This is a genomic window from Muricoccus harenae (assembly GCF_009848505.1).
GTDB lineage: Bacteria > Pseudomonadota > Alphaproteobacteria > Acetobacterales > Acetobacteraceae > Roseomonas > Roseomonas harenae.
On sequence record NZ_WWDL01000003.1, the window covers coordinates 40,407 to 54,378 of the forward strand.

General features: G+C 69.9%; 13 protein-coding genes. 5 read left to right on the forward strand and 8 right to left on the reverse strand.

Annotated features, from left to right (window positions below; all coding sequences use genetic code 11):
- Positions 1-10: 10 nt before the first annotated feature.
- Positions 11-1,393 (reverse strand): class II 3-deoxy-7-phosphoheptulonate synthase, encoded by a 1,383-nt coding sequence (locus tag GSE44_RS03670; protein ID WP_159347443.1) that lies wholly within the window; start codon positions 1,391-1,393, stop codon positions 11-13.
- A 265-nt stretch (positions 1,394-1,658) separates the two neighbouring features.
- On the opposite strand from GSE44_RS03670, the gene GSE44_RS03675 reads away from it, so the two are divergent.
- Together GSE44_RS03675 and GSE44_RS03680 are read left to right on the forward strand one after the other, a co-directional pair.
- Positions 1,659-2,033, forward strand: coding sequence for a DUF6152 family protein (locus GSE44_RS03675; RefSeq protein ID WP_159347444.1), 375 nt, complete (start codon positions 1,659-1,661; stop codon positions 2,031-2,033).
- Between the two features lie 5 nt (positions 2,034-2,038).
- A complete protein-coding gene (locus GSE44_RS03680; RefSeq protein WP_159347445.1) occupies positions 2,039-2,512 on the forward strand; it encodes a DUF2214 domain-containing protein in 474 nt (157 codons plus the stop codon).
- Positions 2,513-2,525: 13 nt separating this feature from the next.
- On the opposite strand, the gene gorA is transcribed toward GSE44_RS03680, so the two are convergent.
- The 4 genes from gorA to GSE44_RS03700 form a co-directional block, all read right to left on the reverse strand.
- Positions 2,526-3,917 carry a glutathione-disulfide reductase gene (gene gorA / locus GSE44_RS03685; protein WP_159347446.1) on the reverse strand — a complete coding sequence of 464 codons (1,392 nt, stop codon included), beginning with the start codon at positions 3,915-3,917 and terminating at the stop codon, positions 2,526-2,528.
- Between the two features lie 195 nt (positions 3,918-4,112).
- Complete coding sequence (locus tag GSE44_RS03690; RefSeq protein ID WP_159347447.1) at positions 4,113-4,337, reverse strand: glutathione S-transferase N-terminal domain-containing protein; 225 nt, start codon at positions 4,335-4,337, stop codon at positions 4,113-4,115.
- Between the two features lie 18 nt (positions 4,338-4,355).
- Positions 4,356-5,828, reverse strand: coding sequence for an NADP-dependent succinate-semialdehyde dehydrogenase (gene gabD / locus GSE44_RS03695; protein WP_159347448.1), 1,473 nt, complete (start codon positions 5,826-5,828; stop codon positions 4,356-4,358).
- 122 nt (positions 5,829-5,950) lie between these two features.
- On the reverse strand, positions 5,951-6,646 hold the full coding sequence (locus GSE44_RS03700) for a GntR family transcriptional regulator (protein ID WP_159347449.1): 696 nt from the start codon (positions 6,644-6,646) through the stop codon (positions 5,951-5,953).
- 56 nt (positions 6,647-6,702) lie between these two features.
- On the opposite strand from GSE44_RS03700, the gene fahA reads away from it, so the two are divergent.
- From fahA to GSE44_RS03715, 3 genes are read left to right on the forward strand one after another with little or no spacing between them, the layout of a single operon-like run.
- Positions 6,703-8,007, forward strand: coding sequence for a fumarylacetoacetase (fahA, locus tag GSE44_RS03705; protein WP_159347450.1), 1,305 nt, complete (start codon positions 6,703-6,705; stop codon positions 8,005-8,007).
- A 25-nt stretch (positions 8,008-8,032) separates the two neighbouring features.
- Positions 8,033-8,821, forward strand: coding sequence for a cyclase family protein (locus GSE44_RS03710; protein WP_159347451.1), 789 nt, complete (start codon positions 8,033-8,035; stop codon positions 8,819-8,821).
- Positions 8,822-8,838: 17 nt separating this feature from the next.
- Positions 8,839-9,792, forward strand: coding sequence for a Bug family tripartite tricarboxylate transporter substrate binding protein (locus GSE44_RS03715; RefSeq protein WP_159347452.1), 954 nt, complete (start codon positions 8,839-8,841; stop codon positions 9,790-9,792).
- On the opposite strand, the gene GSE44_RS03720 is transcribed toward GSE44_RS03715, so the two are convergent.
- The 3 genes from GSE44_RS03720 to glmU all read right to left on the reverse strand — a co-directional run bounded on the left by GSE44_RS03720 (position 9,750) and on the right by glmU (position 13,942).
- Positions 9,750-10,646: an oxygenase MpaB family protein gene (locus GSE44_RS03720; RefSeq protein WP_235924539.1), complete on the reverse strand. Its 897-nt coding sequence runs from the start codon at positions 10,644-10,646 to the stop codon at positions 9,750-9,752. The genes GSE44_RS03715 and GSE44_RS03720 overlap by 43 nt on opposite strands.
- Positions 10,647-10,794: 148 nt before the next feature.
- Positions 10,795-12,618 carry a glutamine--fructose-6-phosphate transaminase (isomerizing) gene (gene glmS, locus GSE44_RS03725; protein ID WP_159347454.1) on the reverse strand — a complete coding sequence of 608 codons (1,824 nt, stop codon included), beginning with the start codon at positions 12,616-12,618 and terminating at the stop codon, positions 10,795-10,797.
- A 1-nt stretch (position 12,619) separates the two neighbouring features.
- Positions 12,620-13,942, reverse strand: a complete 1,323-nt coding sequence (glmU, locus tag GSE44_RS03730; RefSeq protein WP_159347455.1) for a bifunctional UDP-N-acetylglucosamine diphosphorylase/glucosamine-1-phosphate N-acetyltransferase GlmU — start codon at positions 13,940-13,942, stop codon at positions 12,620-12,622.
- Positions 13,943-13,972: the final 30 nt, after the last annotated feature.

A 13,972-nucleotide genomic window follows, 5' to 3' on the forward strand; every position in this document is an offset into this window, starting at 1 on the left:
TTGCGCAGCCCTATTGCGCGGCCTGGAGGTGGATGGTCGCCGCACGGCGGGCCTTCAGCTCCTCGGCGACGAGAAAGGCGAGTTCCAGGGACTGCTCGGCGTTCAGCCGCGGGTCGCAGAAGGTGGCGTAGTTCTCCGACAGGTCCGCTTCCGTCAGCCGGTGCGCGCCACCGATGCATTCGGTGACGTTGCGGCCGGTCATTTCCACATGCACGCCGGCGGGCCAGGTGCCCTCGGCATGGTGGATGTCGAAGAAGCCGCGCACCTCCTGCAGGATCGCATCGAAGGAGCGGGTCTTGTAGGCACCGGCTGCATGGGTGTTGCCGTGCATCGGGTCGGACAGCCAGGTGACCTTGCGGCCTTCCTTCTGGATGGCGCGGATCAGCGGCGGGAGCTTCTGCTCCAGCTTGGCCGCGCCCATGCGGGCGATGAGAGTCAGTCGGCCCGGGGTGTTGTTCGGGTTCAGGCGCTCCGTCAGGCGGAGGAGGTCCTCGATTTCCGTCGTCGGGCCGACCTTCAGGCCGATGGGATTCGCGACGCCGCTGAGGAATTCCACATGCGCGCCGTCCGGCTGGCGCGTGCGGTCGCCGATCCAGAGGAAATGGGCGGAGCAGGCGTAGTGGCGGCGCGGATGGGTCATCGGCTCGCGGGTCAGCGCCTCCTCGAAGGGGAGGAGGAGGGCTTCGTGCGAGGTGTAGAACTCCGTCTCGCGGATCTGCGGGGCGGTGAGGCTGTTCATGCCGCAGGCGGCCATGAAGCGCAGCGTCTCGTCGATGCGCTGGGCGATGTCGGCGTAGCGGTCGGCCAGCGGGGAGCGAGCGACGAAGCCGAGATTCCAGCCATGGACCTGGTGCAGGTCCGCGAAGCCGCCGGTGGCGAAGGCGCGGAGCAGGTTCAGGGTCGCCGCCGATTGCAGATAGGCGAATTCCATCCGGCTCGGATCGGGGATCCGAGCTTCGGGGGTGAATTCCGAGCCGTTGATGATGTCGCCGCGGTAGGAGGGAAGGGTTTCCGCCCCCTGGGTTTCCGTGTCGCTGCTGCGGGGCTTGGCGAACTGGCCGGCCATGCGGCCGAGCTTCACCACGGGCAGGCCGCCGCCGAAGGTGAGGACGACGGCCATCTGCAGGAGCACGCGGAAGGTGTCGCGGATGTTGTTGGCGTGGAAGTCCGCGAAGCTCTCGGCGCAGTCGCCGCCCTGAAGGACGAAGGCGCGCCCCTCCCCGGCCTCGGCCAGGAGGTTGGTCAGGCGGTCGCACTCACCGGCAAAAACGAGCGGGGGAAATCGGCCGAGCTTCTCCTCCATGGCCCGTAGGCGGGCCTGGTCCGGATATTCGGGGACCTGACGGATCGGCATGTCGCGCCAGGATGCAGGGTGCCAGGAGGAGGTGGTCATTTTTGATGCGTCCGGTGTGTGGCGGCGCCCGGGAGTTTGGAGCGGAGGGGCACCATAGCGAGGGGGGGACGGGGGGCAAGGGCGTAACGGGATGGGCAGGGTCGCCCCTGGAACGAAGCCCGGCCGCTCACGCTATCGCGACCTGTTCAGATCAGGAAGATTCGAGCCCGGGCGGGTCCTCCAGGCGCATGATGGTGGGAGGCAGCGTTCCGGGCACTGCCGTAGGGCATTTCCCGGCACATGTCTTCCAGGATGGAGGTCGGTGATGAACAGGCGGGTGATGTTGGGCGGGACGGTGATGGCGCTGGTGGCCGGGACGGCGGCGGCGCATCACGGCTGGAGCTGGGCGGAGGCCGAGCAGATCGAACTGGCCGGGACGATCCGGGAGGTCACCATCGCGCCCCCGCATCCGGTGCTTCGGGTGGAAACGGCGAGTGACGGGATCTGGACGGTGGAGCTGGGCAACCCCTCCCAGACCAGCCGCGCGGGCTTCGTGGAGGGGGTGGCGCGGCCGGGCGACCGGATCGTGGCGCTGGGGAACCGCTCGGAAAACCGGCGCGAGCGGCGGATGAAGGCGGTGCGGGTCACTGTGGGCGAGCGGCGCTTCGACATCTATCCGGAGCGGATCCAGGGCGGCTGACGCCGGTGGACCTGCTGGCGGCGCTTTCGGGATGGCCGGTGGCGGCGGCTCTGCGGCGCTCGGCCGTGCTGTATCCGCTGGTGAATGCGGCGCATATCCTCAGCATCGGCCTGGTGATCGGGGCGATCTTCACGCTGGATGCGCGGGTGCTGGGCGCCTTCGGGCGCGTTCCGCTCGGCCTGCTGGGGCCGCCGCTGGTGCGGATGGCGGCGATCGGTCTAGGGGCGGCGGCGGTGACCGGCTTCCTGCTGTTCAGCGTGCGGCCGGCGGCCTACGCGGCCAATCCAGCCTTCCTCGCGAAGCTGGGGCTGATCGCGCTGGGGCTGCTGAACGTGCTGGCGCTGCGGATCGGGACGGGTTGGCGCCGGGCGCTGGCCGGGGGTGCGGTGGTAGTGCCGGTGCGGGTGGCTGCGGCCTTGTCGATGCTGGTCTGGACCGGCGCCGTGCTGGCTGGCCGCTGGATCGGGTTCCTGGAGTAGGGCGGCCCGGGGATCAGGCCGCCTTGGCGGCCCCCTCCCCCACCCGGCGGGTCGCGACCCGCATGGTCACGAATTCCTCGGCGGCCGTCGGGTGGATGCCGATGGTGGCGTCGAGCTGCGCCTTCGTCAGGCGGTTCACCACGGCGACGGCGATGCCCTGCATGATCTCGGGGCTGTCCTCGCCGAGCATGTGGGCACCGAGCAGGCAGCCCGTGCCGGATTCCACCACCAGCTTCATCAGTGCCTTGCGGCCCGCACGCTTGGTGATGGTGTGGCGCATGGGGGTGAAGCGGCTGGTGTAGATTTCGACCGGGCCGCGCAGGGCAGCCTCCTCCTCCGTCAGGCCGACGCTGGCCATGGGCGGGGAGGTGAAGACGGCCTTGGGAACGTTCTCGTAGGAGGCGCGGCGCGGCTTGGGGCCGAAGAGGGTGTCGGCCAGGGCGTGGCCCATGGCGGTGGCGACAGGGGTGAGGTTCACCCGGTCCGTCACGTCGCCGATGGCGAAGATATGGGGCTGGTTGGTGGCGTGGTCGTCATCCACGGCGATGGCGGCACCCTCGCGGCAGTTGATGCCGGCGGCGTCGAGGCCGAGGCCCCTGGTGGCGGGCTTGCGGCCAATGGCGAAGAAGACGGCCTCGGCCTCCACCACCTTGCCCGAGAGCATGCGGGTCGTGCGGGTCTCGCCCGAGCGGGTGATCTCGGCGGGGGTTTCGCCGGCGAGGATGGTAATGCCGTCGGCAGCCAGGGACTCGGCGGCCGCCTCGCGGAGCTCATGGTCGAAGCCGCGGAGGGGCAGCGACTGGCGGTAGGCGAGGGTCACCTCGGCGCCGAGGCCGTGGAGCAGGCTGGCGAATTCGAGGCCGATATAGCCGCCGCCGACGACCAGGACGCGCCTGGGCATCTCCGTCAGGGTGAAGATGTCGTCGGAGATGTAGCCGTGCTCGGCGCCGGGGATCTCGGGTCGGATGGCGTTGCCGCCGGCGGCGATGACGATGCGGTCGGCGGTGATGTGCTTCTCGCCGACCTGCAGGGCATGGGGGCCGGTGAAGCGGGCATAGGCCTCATGCACCTGGACGCCGACACCTTCGAGCAGGCGGCTGTAGATGCCGGAGAGGCGGGCGACCTCAAGGTCGCGGGCACGGGCCAGGGTGGCCCAGTCGTGCTTCGGCTCGCCCAGCGTCCAGCCGAAGGCAGCGGCGTCCTTTGCCCAGGCGCCGTATTCCGCGGCCTGAACCATGATCTTCTTCGGGACGCAGCCGACATTGACGCAGGTGCCGCCCCAGAAGCGGGTTTCGGCGATGCCGACCTTCGCGCCGTGCCCGGCGGCGATGCGGGCCAGTCGGACGCCGGCGCTGCCGCCGCCGATGACGAAGAGGTCGAGGTCGTAGGGGTGCGGGGCGCTCATGCGCCGGAAGGTCGGGGCTTCCGGCGCCAGACGCAAGGGTCGCGTCAGGCGAGGCGGTGCTGCGTGGCCGTCATGGAAGGGCGGCTTGAAACAGCGCCGAACCAGCGGACCAGGGCCTAGGGGGGACCGCGGCGGTCGCGGTCCAGCCAATGGAAGCCGAGATAGCCGCAGGCGCGGGCGGCAATGGCGCCGATATCAGCCAAGATTGGGCGAGGCTACTGGCGTCCTGCTCCAGAAACCGCTGGCGCGGTGGTTCAGGAATTCGCAGATCAGGGTGGCTTCGACGAGGGGGTTCAGGACGCGGAGTTCGGCGCTGGTCCAGGGATCGGTCTGGACCAGCTCGAGAGCGAGGCCGAGTTCGTGGGCGATGACGCGGACCTTGCGGGCGAAGGGGGAGGTGGGCGCGCAGAAGAGGCGCATCCCCCTCCCCCGGCGGCGTCAGACGCCGCCGATGAGGCAGTACTTGATCTCGAGATAGTCCTCGATGCCGTACTTGCTGCCCTCGCGGCCCAGGCCGCTTTCCTTCACGCCGCCGAAGGGCGCCACCTCGGTAGAGATGATGCCTTCGTTGATGCCGATGATGCCGCTCTCCAGCCCCTCGGCCACGCGGAAGATGCGGCCGACGTCGCGGGCGTAGAAATAGGCCGCGAGGCCGAACTCGGTGTCGTTGGCCAGGCGAACGGCCTCCGCCTCGTCCTTGAAGCGGATGAGGGGGGCCATGGGGCCGAAGGTCTCCTCCTTCAGCACCTTCGCCGAGATCGGAACGTCCGTGAGGATGGTCGGCTCGAAGAAGTTGCCGCCCAGGCTGTGGCGCTTACCGCCGGTGAGGACCTTGGCGCCGTGGCTGGTGGCGTCCGCGATGTGTTCCTCCACCTTGGTGACGGCATCGGCGTTGATCAGCGGGCCCTGGGTGACGCCCTGCTCCATGCCGTTGCCGACCTTCAGCGCCTCGACCGCCTTCTTCAGCTTCTCGGCGAAGGCATCATAGACGCCGTCCTGCACGAAGATCCGGTTGGCGCAGACGCAGGTCTGTCCCGTGTTGCGGAACTTGGAGGCCATGGCGCCGGTGACGGCCGCGTCGAGGTCGGCATCATCGAAGACGAGGAAGGCGGCATTGCCGCCAAGCTCCATGCTGGTCTTCTTGATGGTGCCGGCGCATTGCGCGAGCAGGGTGCGGCCGACCTCGGTGCTGCCGGTGAAGGACAGCTTGCGGATCATCGGGTTGGTGGAAAGCTCCTCGCCCTGTTCGCGGGCCGAGCCGGTGACAACGTTGCAGACGCCGGCGGGCATGCCGGCGCGTTCCGCCAGCACGGCGATGGCGAGCGCCGAGAAGGGCGTCTGCGAGGCGGGGCGGATGACGCCGGTGCAGCCGGCGGCCCAGCCGGGGCCGGCCTTGCGGGTGATCATCGCCGCCGGGAAGTTCCAGGGCGTGATGGCGGCGAAGACGCCGATCGGCTCCTTCATCACCAGGATACGGCTGCCCTGCTTGAAGCTCGGGATCATGTCCCCGTAGACGCGCTTCCCCTCCTCGGCGAACCACTCGATGAAGGAGGCGGCATAGGCGATCTCGCCCTTGGCCTCGGCGAGGGGCTTGCCCTGCTCGGCCGTCATGATGGTGGCGAGGTCGTCCACATTCTCCATCATCAGCGTGAAGAGGCGGCGCAGGATGGCGCTGCGCTCCTTGGCGAGCAGGCCGCGCCAGGCGGGCTGAGCCGCGTTGGCGGCTTCGATGGCCTTGCGGACCTCTTCGCGCGAGAGGGAGGGAACCTGGCCGATGGCCTCGCCGGTGGCGGGGTTCCTCACGGTGATGGTCTTGCCGGAGGCGGCCTGGACCCATTGGTCGCCCACGCGGTTCGCCTGTCGGAACAGGTCGGGGTCCTTCAGGACGAGCTTGGCGGCGGTGTCGAGCATGGCGGGCTCCCTTCGTGCGGCACTGGGTGGCCGCGATTCCGGCTCGGAAGATGGGACGGTCGGGGGCGCGTGTCACGCTTGAAGGGCGCCGGTGAAGGGCGCCGGAGCGTTTTCGGGGCCGGTCAGCCGGATTGGGGCGGGGCCTCGCCGAGCAGGGCGAGGACGAGTTCGGCGGTAACGCCGATATGGGAGGCGAGCAGGGTACGCGCCTCCGGGCTGCGCGCGAGGACGGCTTCAGCCAGGGCTTCGTGCACGGCGAGCATCCGGGCCCAATCCTGGTGGGCCGTTTCCATCACGCGGCGGTAGCGGGTCTTCTGGAGGTAGAGATCGTCGCAGAAGCGCAGCAGCGAGGGCAGCGGGCAGGCGGCGATCAGGGCGCGGTGGAAGCGGTGGTGGCGGGTTTCATAGGCATCCACCCATTCCTCGCTGGCCGGGTCGCGCCGGGTGATCTCGTGGCGGAGAAGGGAGAGGCTGGCGACGATGCCGTCCTCCCAATCGCCGCGGCCGTGTTCCATGGCGAGGCGCAGGGCCTCGGGCTCCACCACCTGGCGGGAGCGGGTGATGTCCAGCAGATGCGCGCGGGTGATCGGGGGAACGGAAAAGCCCTTCTGGCCTTCGAGCAGGACGAAGCCCTCGGCGGCGAGGCGGGCCAGGGCCTCGCGCAGCGGGGTGGCGCCGAGGCCGTAGCGGGCCGAGAGATCGCGCAGGCGGAGGCGCGTGGCCGGGGGCAGGCCGCCGCCGACGATGTCCTGCCGGAGGCGCCGGGCGGCGGCTTCGGAGAGGGTTAGGGCATCAGGGGCGGTGGCAATATCGATCAAGGTGGAAAAATATATTTCCTCTTTTCAGTGGCGGGCAAGGGCGCAATGCTGGGGGCATGAACGCCCTCGATTCCACCCATGACCCGAAACGTCGGGCCTGGGTCACCTCGGCCCATGCGCCAGATTCCGATTTCCCGATCCAGAACCTGCCCCTTGGGGTCTTCTCCCGCGAAGGCGGCACGCCGCGCGGCGGGGTGGCGATCGGGGATCATGTGCTGGACCTGCGGGCGGCCCTGGAGGCTGGGCTGATCTCCGGCGAGGCGGCCGAGGCAGCGGCGGAGCCGAGCCTGAACCGGCTGATGGCCATGGGGCGGGCGGCTTCGCGCGCGTTGCGGGCCGCGGTTTCGGAGCTACTGGCCGAGGGGAATGCGGCAGCATCCCAGGCCGATGCGATCCTGGTGCCAATGCAGGCGGCACGGATGCAGCTGCCCTGCGCGATCGCGAATTTCTCGGACTTCATGGCCTCGCGCGACCATTCCTGGCGGCTTGGCGCGCGGCGGGATCCGGTGGCGCCGCTGCCGCCGGCCTTCGACAGCCTGCCGGTGGCCTATCATTCGCGGGCGAGTTCGGTGCGCGTGAGCGGCGAGCCGGTGGTGCGGCCCAACGGGCAGTGGAAGCGCAAGGACGGCGTGTATTTCGGGCCGACCGAAGCGCTGGATTACGAGCTGGAACTGGCAGTCTGGCTGGCGGGGGAGAATGCGCTGGGCGTGCCGGTGCCGATGTCTCAGGCGCCGGAGCGGCTGTTCGGCTACGGGCTGCTGAACGACTGGTCGGCGCGGGACGTGCAGCGCTGGGAGATGCCGCCGCTCGGGCCGTTCCTGGCGAAGAGCCTCTCGACCAGCGTCTCGCCCTGGATCGTGACGGCCGAGGCGATGATCCCCTTCGAGGTCCCGGCGGCGCCGCGAGCGGAGGGCGTGGCGCCTCCCCTGCCCTATTTCGATTCCGACTGGAACCGTACGCGGGGTGGGCTGGCAATTGCGATGGAGGTCTGGCTGCTGACGCGGCGGATGCGCGTGGAGGGTAGCGGGCCGGCGCGGCTGACGGCGACCGACTTCGCGACCATGGCCTGGACCCCAGCACAGATGGTGACGCATCACGCGAGCAATGGCTGCAACCTGCTGCCGGGCGACCTGCTGGGCAGCGGCACCTGTTCCGGCCCCACCGATGAAGCGCGGGCCTGCATGGCCGAGATCATCCTCACAGGGCCGATCGAACTGCCCAATGGCGAGACGCGGCGCTTCCTAGAGGATGGCGATGAGGTGATCTTCCGCGGCCGCGCGCATGCGCCAGGCGCGGTGTCGATCGGATTTGGCGAGTGCCGGGCGGAGATCCTGCCGGCGCCGCCCTGGCCCGCCGGTTGAGGCGCGGGGGAGGAAACAACAGGACATGCCACGCAAGATCATCGACATCTCGGTCGCGCTGAGGACCGGGATCGCGAGCGACCCGCCGCATATGCTGCCGAAGATCGACTATCGCGATCACCACAAGACCGCGCCGGCCATGGCGGAGTACATGGGCGTGGCGGTGGATGCGTTGCCGGAGGGCGAATATGCCGCGGTGGAGCAGGTGAACATCTCCACGCATAACGGCACGCATCTGGACGCGCCCTACCACTACTTCTCGCGCATGGACGAGGCGCTGGTGCCGGGCGGGCGGCCTTCGCTGCGAATCGATGAGGTGCCGCTGGACTGGTGCTTCCAGCCGGGCGTGAAGCTCGACTTCCGGCACCTGCCGGACGGGCATGTGGTGCAGCCCGCCGAGGTGGAGGCGGAGTTGCGCCGGATCGGGCATGAGATCCAGCCCCTTGAGATCGTGGTGGTGAACACGCGCGCGGCGAGCCGCTATGGCCATGACGACTTCATCGATTCCGGCTGCGGCATGGGCAAGGCGGCGACGCTGTGGCTGCTGGAGCGCGGCGTGCGCGTGGTGGGGACCGATGCCTGGAGCTGGGACGCGCCATTCAGCCACACGCGGCGGCGCGTGCAGGAGACGGGGGATGCGTCGCTGATCTGGGAAGGGCACCGGGCGGGGCGCGAGATTGGCTACTGCCACATGGAGAAGCTGTCCAACCTCGAGGCGCTGCCGGCGGACGGGTTCATGGTGGCCTGCTTCCCCGTGAAGATTCACAAGGCTTCCGCGGGGTGGACCCGCGCCGTGGCCATCCTGGAAGAATGACCATGGGAGGAATGACGATGAAGGCACGCATGCTGGGGGCCGCGCTGGCGGCCGCATCGGCCTTGGGCGCGGCACCCGCCCTCGCCTTTCCGGATCGTCCGATCACGATCGTGCTGCCCTATTCGCCGGGCAGTGCAGCGGATGCCTATGCGCGCGCGCTGGGCGAGCACTTCACGCGCACCATGGGGCAGAACGTGGTGGTGGTGAACCGTGATGGCGGTTCGGGCGTGGTGGGGATGCGCTATGTCGCGACGCAGCCGCCGGATGGGCACACCATCGGGATCACGCCGATGACGGCGATCGTGGTGCAGCCCTGGATGGTCAAGGGCACGGGCACGGCGCCGGAAAATTACGCGCCGGTCTGCGGCACGAACGAGAATGTGCTCGGTATCTTCGTGCGGGCAGACAGTCCGATCCGCGACCTTCCTGGCCTGGTGGCGGAAGGAAAGAAGCGGGCGATGTCCTTCGGCAGCCCGGGGCCGAACTCGCTGCCGCAGCTTGGCGTGTGGCGCGTGCAGAAGGCGACCGGGGTGGACTTCACCCATGTTCCCTTCCGCGGCGATCCGCCGCATCTGAACGAACTGATGGGCGGGCGGCTGGATTTCTCGGCCGGCGTCGTCGCCTCCGGCTCGGAGCTGGTGAACACGGGGCGGCTGCGGCTGATCGCCGTGTTCTCGGAGAAGCGGCATCCGGATTATCCCGACGTGCCGACGGCGCGGGAGCAGGGCATCGATGCGCTGCAATACAGCCCCGTCGGCATCTATGCGCCCGCCGGGACGCCGGAGCCTGTGCTGGACAAGCTGGAGGCGGCCTGCCGCACCGGTGTGCAGGACGAGCAATTCCTGCGCGTGACGAAGCAGATGCGGGTCGTGGTGAATTACATGAGCCGCGCGGATTTCACCAAGCTGATCCAGAACGAGTACCAGGCCTATGGGCCTATCCTGCGCGAGCTGGGCGTGACGGCGGATTGATCGCGGGTCCGTCCCTCGGGGCGGGCCGGTTGGTGAAAGGCCCAGCGCAGGGTGTGGGCGATGCCGAGCGTGCCGGCCCGGACCAGCGGCAGGCTGAGCACGGGCGAATGCAGCCCGTGCATACGCCGCGCCCAGGCAGGAAGCAGGTCCACCCCCGCCTGCAGGGTGATGCTCCGCAGCGGCTCGGCCATGCGGCTGGGCGCGGGCTGCGTCAGCACGAGGCGCGCAACGTCCCGCGTGCGGTCGTCGCAGAGAAGCTGGGGGCGCATGGCGGTGATGAGAGCGCGTGCCTCGGCGCGGCTGCGGGGAACGGGATCGGCACCGAGGGCCACGCCGATGCGCGCCATCTCGGCAAAGTAGCGGTCCTGGTCGGCGGATGACATGGACGGCTCGGCATAGCGGATCCATGCGTCAAGAAAGCTCGTCGCCTCGGTGACATGGACCCAGGCCAGCAGCGCGGGGTCGTTCGCGGCATAGGGGCGGCCATCGGGCAGGGTGCCGCGCACCTGGTCGTGGATGCCGCGCACGCGGGCGATCACCGCTTCCGCCTCCTCCCTTCCGCCATAGGTGGTCAGGGCGATGAAACGTGCGGTGCGGCGCAGGCGGCCATGCATGTCGGCGCGGAAGTTCGAATGGTCCCAGACGCCGGCGAGAACGGCCGGGTGGAGCATCTGCAGCAGCAGGCCCGCGATGCCGCCGACCATCATCGAGGTGACGTCGCCATGGACGCGCCAGGCGACGGCATGCGGGCCGAACAGCCCGTCCGGGCGTCGCTGGACGGGCTTCTCGCCGCGCCTGCGGTCGTTGAACAGGGCGGCGACCTGGCTGGCGATCGCCTGGCGGAGGGGACTCACGACAAGACGGTCCAGCGACGGGGGGGCTGCGGCTGGCGGGCGGGGCATCAGGCGTGCTCCGCTGCCGGTGCCGGGAAGCGTATCGCGATCGCCTGGAGCATGCGGGATCAACGGCGGAGGGGCGGTACCGTTTCGCCGCCGCGCGGCACTACTCCACCGTCACGGCCTTGGCGAGGTTGCGCGGCTGGTCGACATCCGTGCCCTTCAGCACCGCCACATGATAGGCGAGCATCTGCACGGGGATGGTGTGCAGGATGGGGGCGACGAAGGGATCGACCTTCGGCAGCACCACGACGCGGGAAGCGAAGCGGCGGAGGGCGGGAGCGCCGTCCTCGTCGGTGAAGGCGATGATGCGGCCGCCGCGGGCCGCGGCCTCCTGCAGGTTGGAGGCGGTTTTCTCGAAAAGCGGTCCGCTGGGGCAAAGGGCGATCACGGGCACGCTGGCGTCGATCAGGGCGATCGGGCCGTGCTTCATCTCGCCCGCCGCATAACCCTCGGCGTGGATGTAGGAGATCTCCTTGAGCTTCAGCGCGCCTTCCATGGCGATGGGGAAGAGGCTGCCGCGCGCGAGGTAGAGGACATCCCGCGCGCCGACAATGTCGGCGGCGACGGCCTCGATCTCGGCGGTGGAGTCGAGGAGATGGGCCGCGTGCTCGGGCACTTCGAGCAGGGCGGCGGTGAGGCGGGCCTCCTCGGCGGCGTCGATGGCGCCGCGGGCGCGGGCGAAGTTCAGCGCGAGGCAGGCCATGACGGAGAGCTGCGCGGTGAAGGCCTTGGTGGAGGCGACGCTGATCTCCGGGCCGGCGACGGTCATCAGCGCCGCGTCGCTCTCGCGCGACATGGTGCTCTCGGGGACGTTCACCACGGAGACGAGGGACTGGCCGCCGGTGCGGAGCAGCTTCATCGCGGCCAGGTTGTCCGCCGTCTCGCCGGACTGGGAGACGAACATGGCGGCGCCGCCCTTGGTGAGCGGCGGGTCGCGGTAGCGGAGCTCGCTGGCGACATCGGCGTCGCAAGGCAGGCGCGAGAGGGTCTCGAACCAGTAGCGGGCGGTCTGGCAGACGAGGAAGGCCGAGCCGCAGCCGGAGAGCCAGAGGCGCGGCAGGGTCGCGGGATCGAAGGGCAGCGGCGGGCGGGCGACGGAGCGGGTGGCGGGGTCGATATACTGGCGCAGCGTGTCGCCGATCACCGCCGGGTGCTCGTGCAGCTCCTTCTCCATGAAGTGGCGGTAGTTGCCCTTGCCGATGGCGGCGCCGGAGAAGGCGGTGGTCTTGATGGCGCGCTCGACGGGGGCGTCGTTCACGTCGAAGACCTGGGCGTCATGGTCGTTGACGACCGCCCAGTCGCCTTCGTCGAGATAGGCGATGCGGCGCGTGAGGGGGGCGAGGGCCAGGGCGTCGGAGCCGATGAACATCTCGCCCTCGCCATAGCCGATGGCGAGCGGGGCGCCCTGGCGGGCGGCGAGGAGCTTGCGGGGATGGCCGGCGAAGACGGCGGCCAGGGCGAAGGCGCCGTGCACGCGCTTGAGGGCGGTGCTGAAGGCGACCTCCGGGCTGTCGCCGCGGGCGAGGTGGTGGTCGACGAGGCGGGCGAATGTCTCGGTGTCGGTCTCGGTCTCGAATTCGGCGCCGTGGGATTCCAGCTCGGCGCGAAGCTCCGCGTGGTTCTCGATGATGCCGTTATGGACGACGGAGACGCGGGTGGTGCCGTGGGGATGGGCGTTGCGCGTGGTGGGGGCGCCATGGGTGGCCCAGCGGGTGTGGCCGATGCCGATGGTGCCGGGAAGCGGGTCCTGCTCCAGCACGGTGGCGAGATTGCCGAGCTTGCCCTCGGCGCGGCGGCGCTCGACATGGCCGTTCACCAGGGTGGCGATGCCGGCGCTGTCATAGCCGCGGTATTCGAGGCGGCGCAGGGCTTCGAGCAGACGGGGGGCGGCCTCAACATGGCCGACGACGCCGACGATTCCGCACATCTCAGGGCTTCTCCTTCCGGCGGGTTGCGCGGAAGGCGGCGGCGCGGCCTTCCTTCTGTTCCTGGCGCGCACGGCCGAAGGCCATGGCATCGGGTGCGACCGGGGCGGTGATGGTGGAGCCCGCCGCGACGAAGGCGCCGTCGCCCAGCGTGACGGGGGCGACGAGGGTGGCGTTGGAGCCGATGAAGACACCCTGCCCCACCGTGGTGCGGTGCTTGGCAAAGCCATCGTAATTGCAGGTGATGGTGCCGGCGCCGATATTGGTGGCCGCGCCGATTGTGGCATCGCCGATATAGCTGAGGTGGTTCGCCTTGGCGCCCTCCCCGAGGATCGCGGCCTTCAGTTCAACGAAGTTGCCGACATGGGCGCGCTCGCCGACCTCGGTGCCCGGGCGGAGGCGTGCGAAGGGGCCGATGACCGCGCCCTTGCGGACGACGCAGGATTCGAGATGGGAGAAGGCCCGGATCTCGACCTCGTCCTCGACCGTGACGCCGGGGGCGAAGACGACATTGGGGCCGATGGTGACGTCCTGGCCAACCCGCGTGTCGTGGCTGAGGGTGACGCTTCCAGGGTTGGTCAGGGTGGCGCCGCCGGCCATGGCGGCCTCGCGCAGGCGGGACTGGACGGCGGCCTCGGCGGCCGCGAGTTCCATGCGGGAGTTGATGCCGCGGCATTCGGCCTCTTCGGCCTCGACGGCGACGGCGCGGAAGCCGTTGGCGCGGCAGGCCGCCACGGCATCGGTCAGGTAGTATTCGCCGGCGGCATTGTCGTTCGTGACGGCGCGCAGCCAGGCGAAGAGGCGTGGCGCGGCGGCGCAGATGACGCCGACATTGCAGAGGGTTATGGCGCGCTCTTCCTCGCTGGCGTCCTTCCATTCGGTGACGCGGGCGATGCCGCCATCCTCATGGGGGATGACGCGGCCGTAGCGAGCGGGGTCAGCGGGGCGCATCGCCAGCAGGGCGAGGCCGGCCGCCTCGCGCGCTGTGGTCAGGCGGCGGAGGGTGGCGGCGGTGATGAGGGGGTTGTCGGCATAGAGGACGGCGACATCGCCCTCGAAGTCTTCCAGCAGCGGCGCGGCCTGGAGGGCGGCATGGCCGGTGCCGAGGCGTTCGTGCTGGACGACCGTGGCATGGGGGGCGGCGGCCTTCTCCAGCGCGGGCATGCCCGGGCCGGTGACGACCACGATGCGGTCGAAGACCTGCTCGCAGGCTGCGATCAGGTGGTTGAGCATTGGCCGGCCGGCGATCGGATGCAGCGCCTTGGGCAGCGCCGAGCGCATCCGGGTGCCGAGTCCGGCGGCGAGGAGGATGGCGGCCCTTTGCATGGGGGGGATAAGCCCCAGGGTGGCCCCGTT

Excerpts from the sequence above, each read along its gene's own strand:
- GSE44_RS03670 (WP_159347443.1), bottom strand. The coding sequence starts at position 1,393 with ATGACCACCTCCTCCTGGCACCCTGCATCCTGGCGCGACATGCCGATC.
- GSE44_RS03675 (WP_159347444.1), top strand. The coding sequence starts at position 1,659 with ATGAACAGGCGGGTGATGTTGGGCGGGACGGTGATGGCGCTGGTGGCC.
- gorA (WP_159347446.1), bottom strand. The coding sequence starts at position 3,917 with ATGAGCGCCCCGCACCCCTACGACCTCGACCTCTTCGTCATCGGCGGC.
- GSE44_RS03690 (WP_159347447.1), bottom strand. The coding sequence starts at position 4,337 with ATGCGCCTCTTCTGCGCGCCCACCTCCCCCTTCGCCCGCAAGGTCCGC.
- gabD (WP_159347448.1), bottom strand. The coding sequence starts at position 5,828 with ATGCTCGACACCGCCGCCAAGCTCGTCCTGAAGGACCCCGACCTGTTC.
- fahA (WP_159347450.1), top strand. The coding sequence starts at position 6,703 with ATGAACGCCCTCGATTCCACCCATGACCCGAAACGTCGGGCCTGGGTC.
- GSE44_RS03710 (WP_159347451.1), top strand. The coding sequence starts at position 8,033 with ATGCCACGCAAGATCATCGACATCTCGGTCGCGCTGAGGACCGGGATC.
- GSE44_RS03715 (WP_159347452.1), top strand. The coding sequence starts at position 8,839 with ATGAAGGCACGCATGCTGGGGGCCGCGCTGGCGGCCGCATCGGCCTTG.
- glmS (WP_159347454.1), bottom strand. The coding sequence starts at position 12,618 with ATGTGCGGAATCGTCGGCGTCGTCGGCCATGTTGAGGCCGCCCCCCGT.
- glmU (WP_159347455.1), bottom strand. The coding sequence starts at position 13,942 with ATGCAAAGGGCCGCCATCCTCCTCGCCGCCGGACTCGGCACCCGGATG.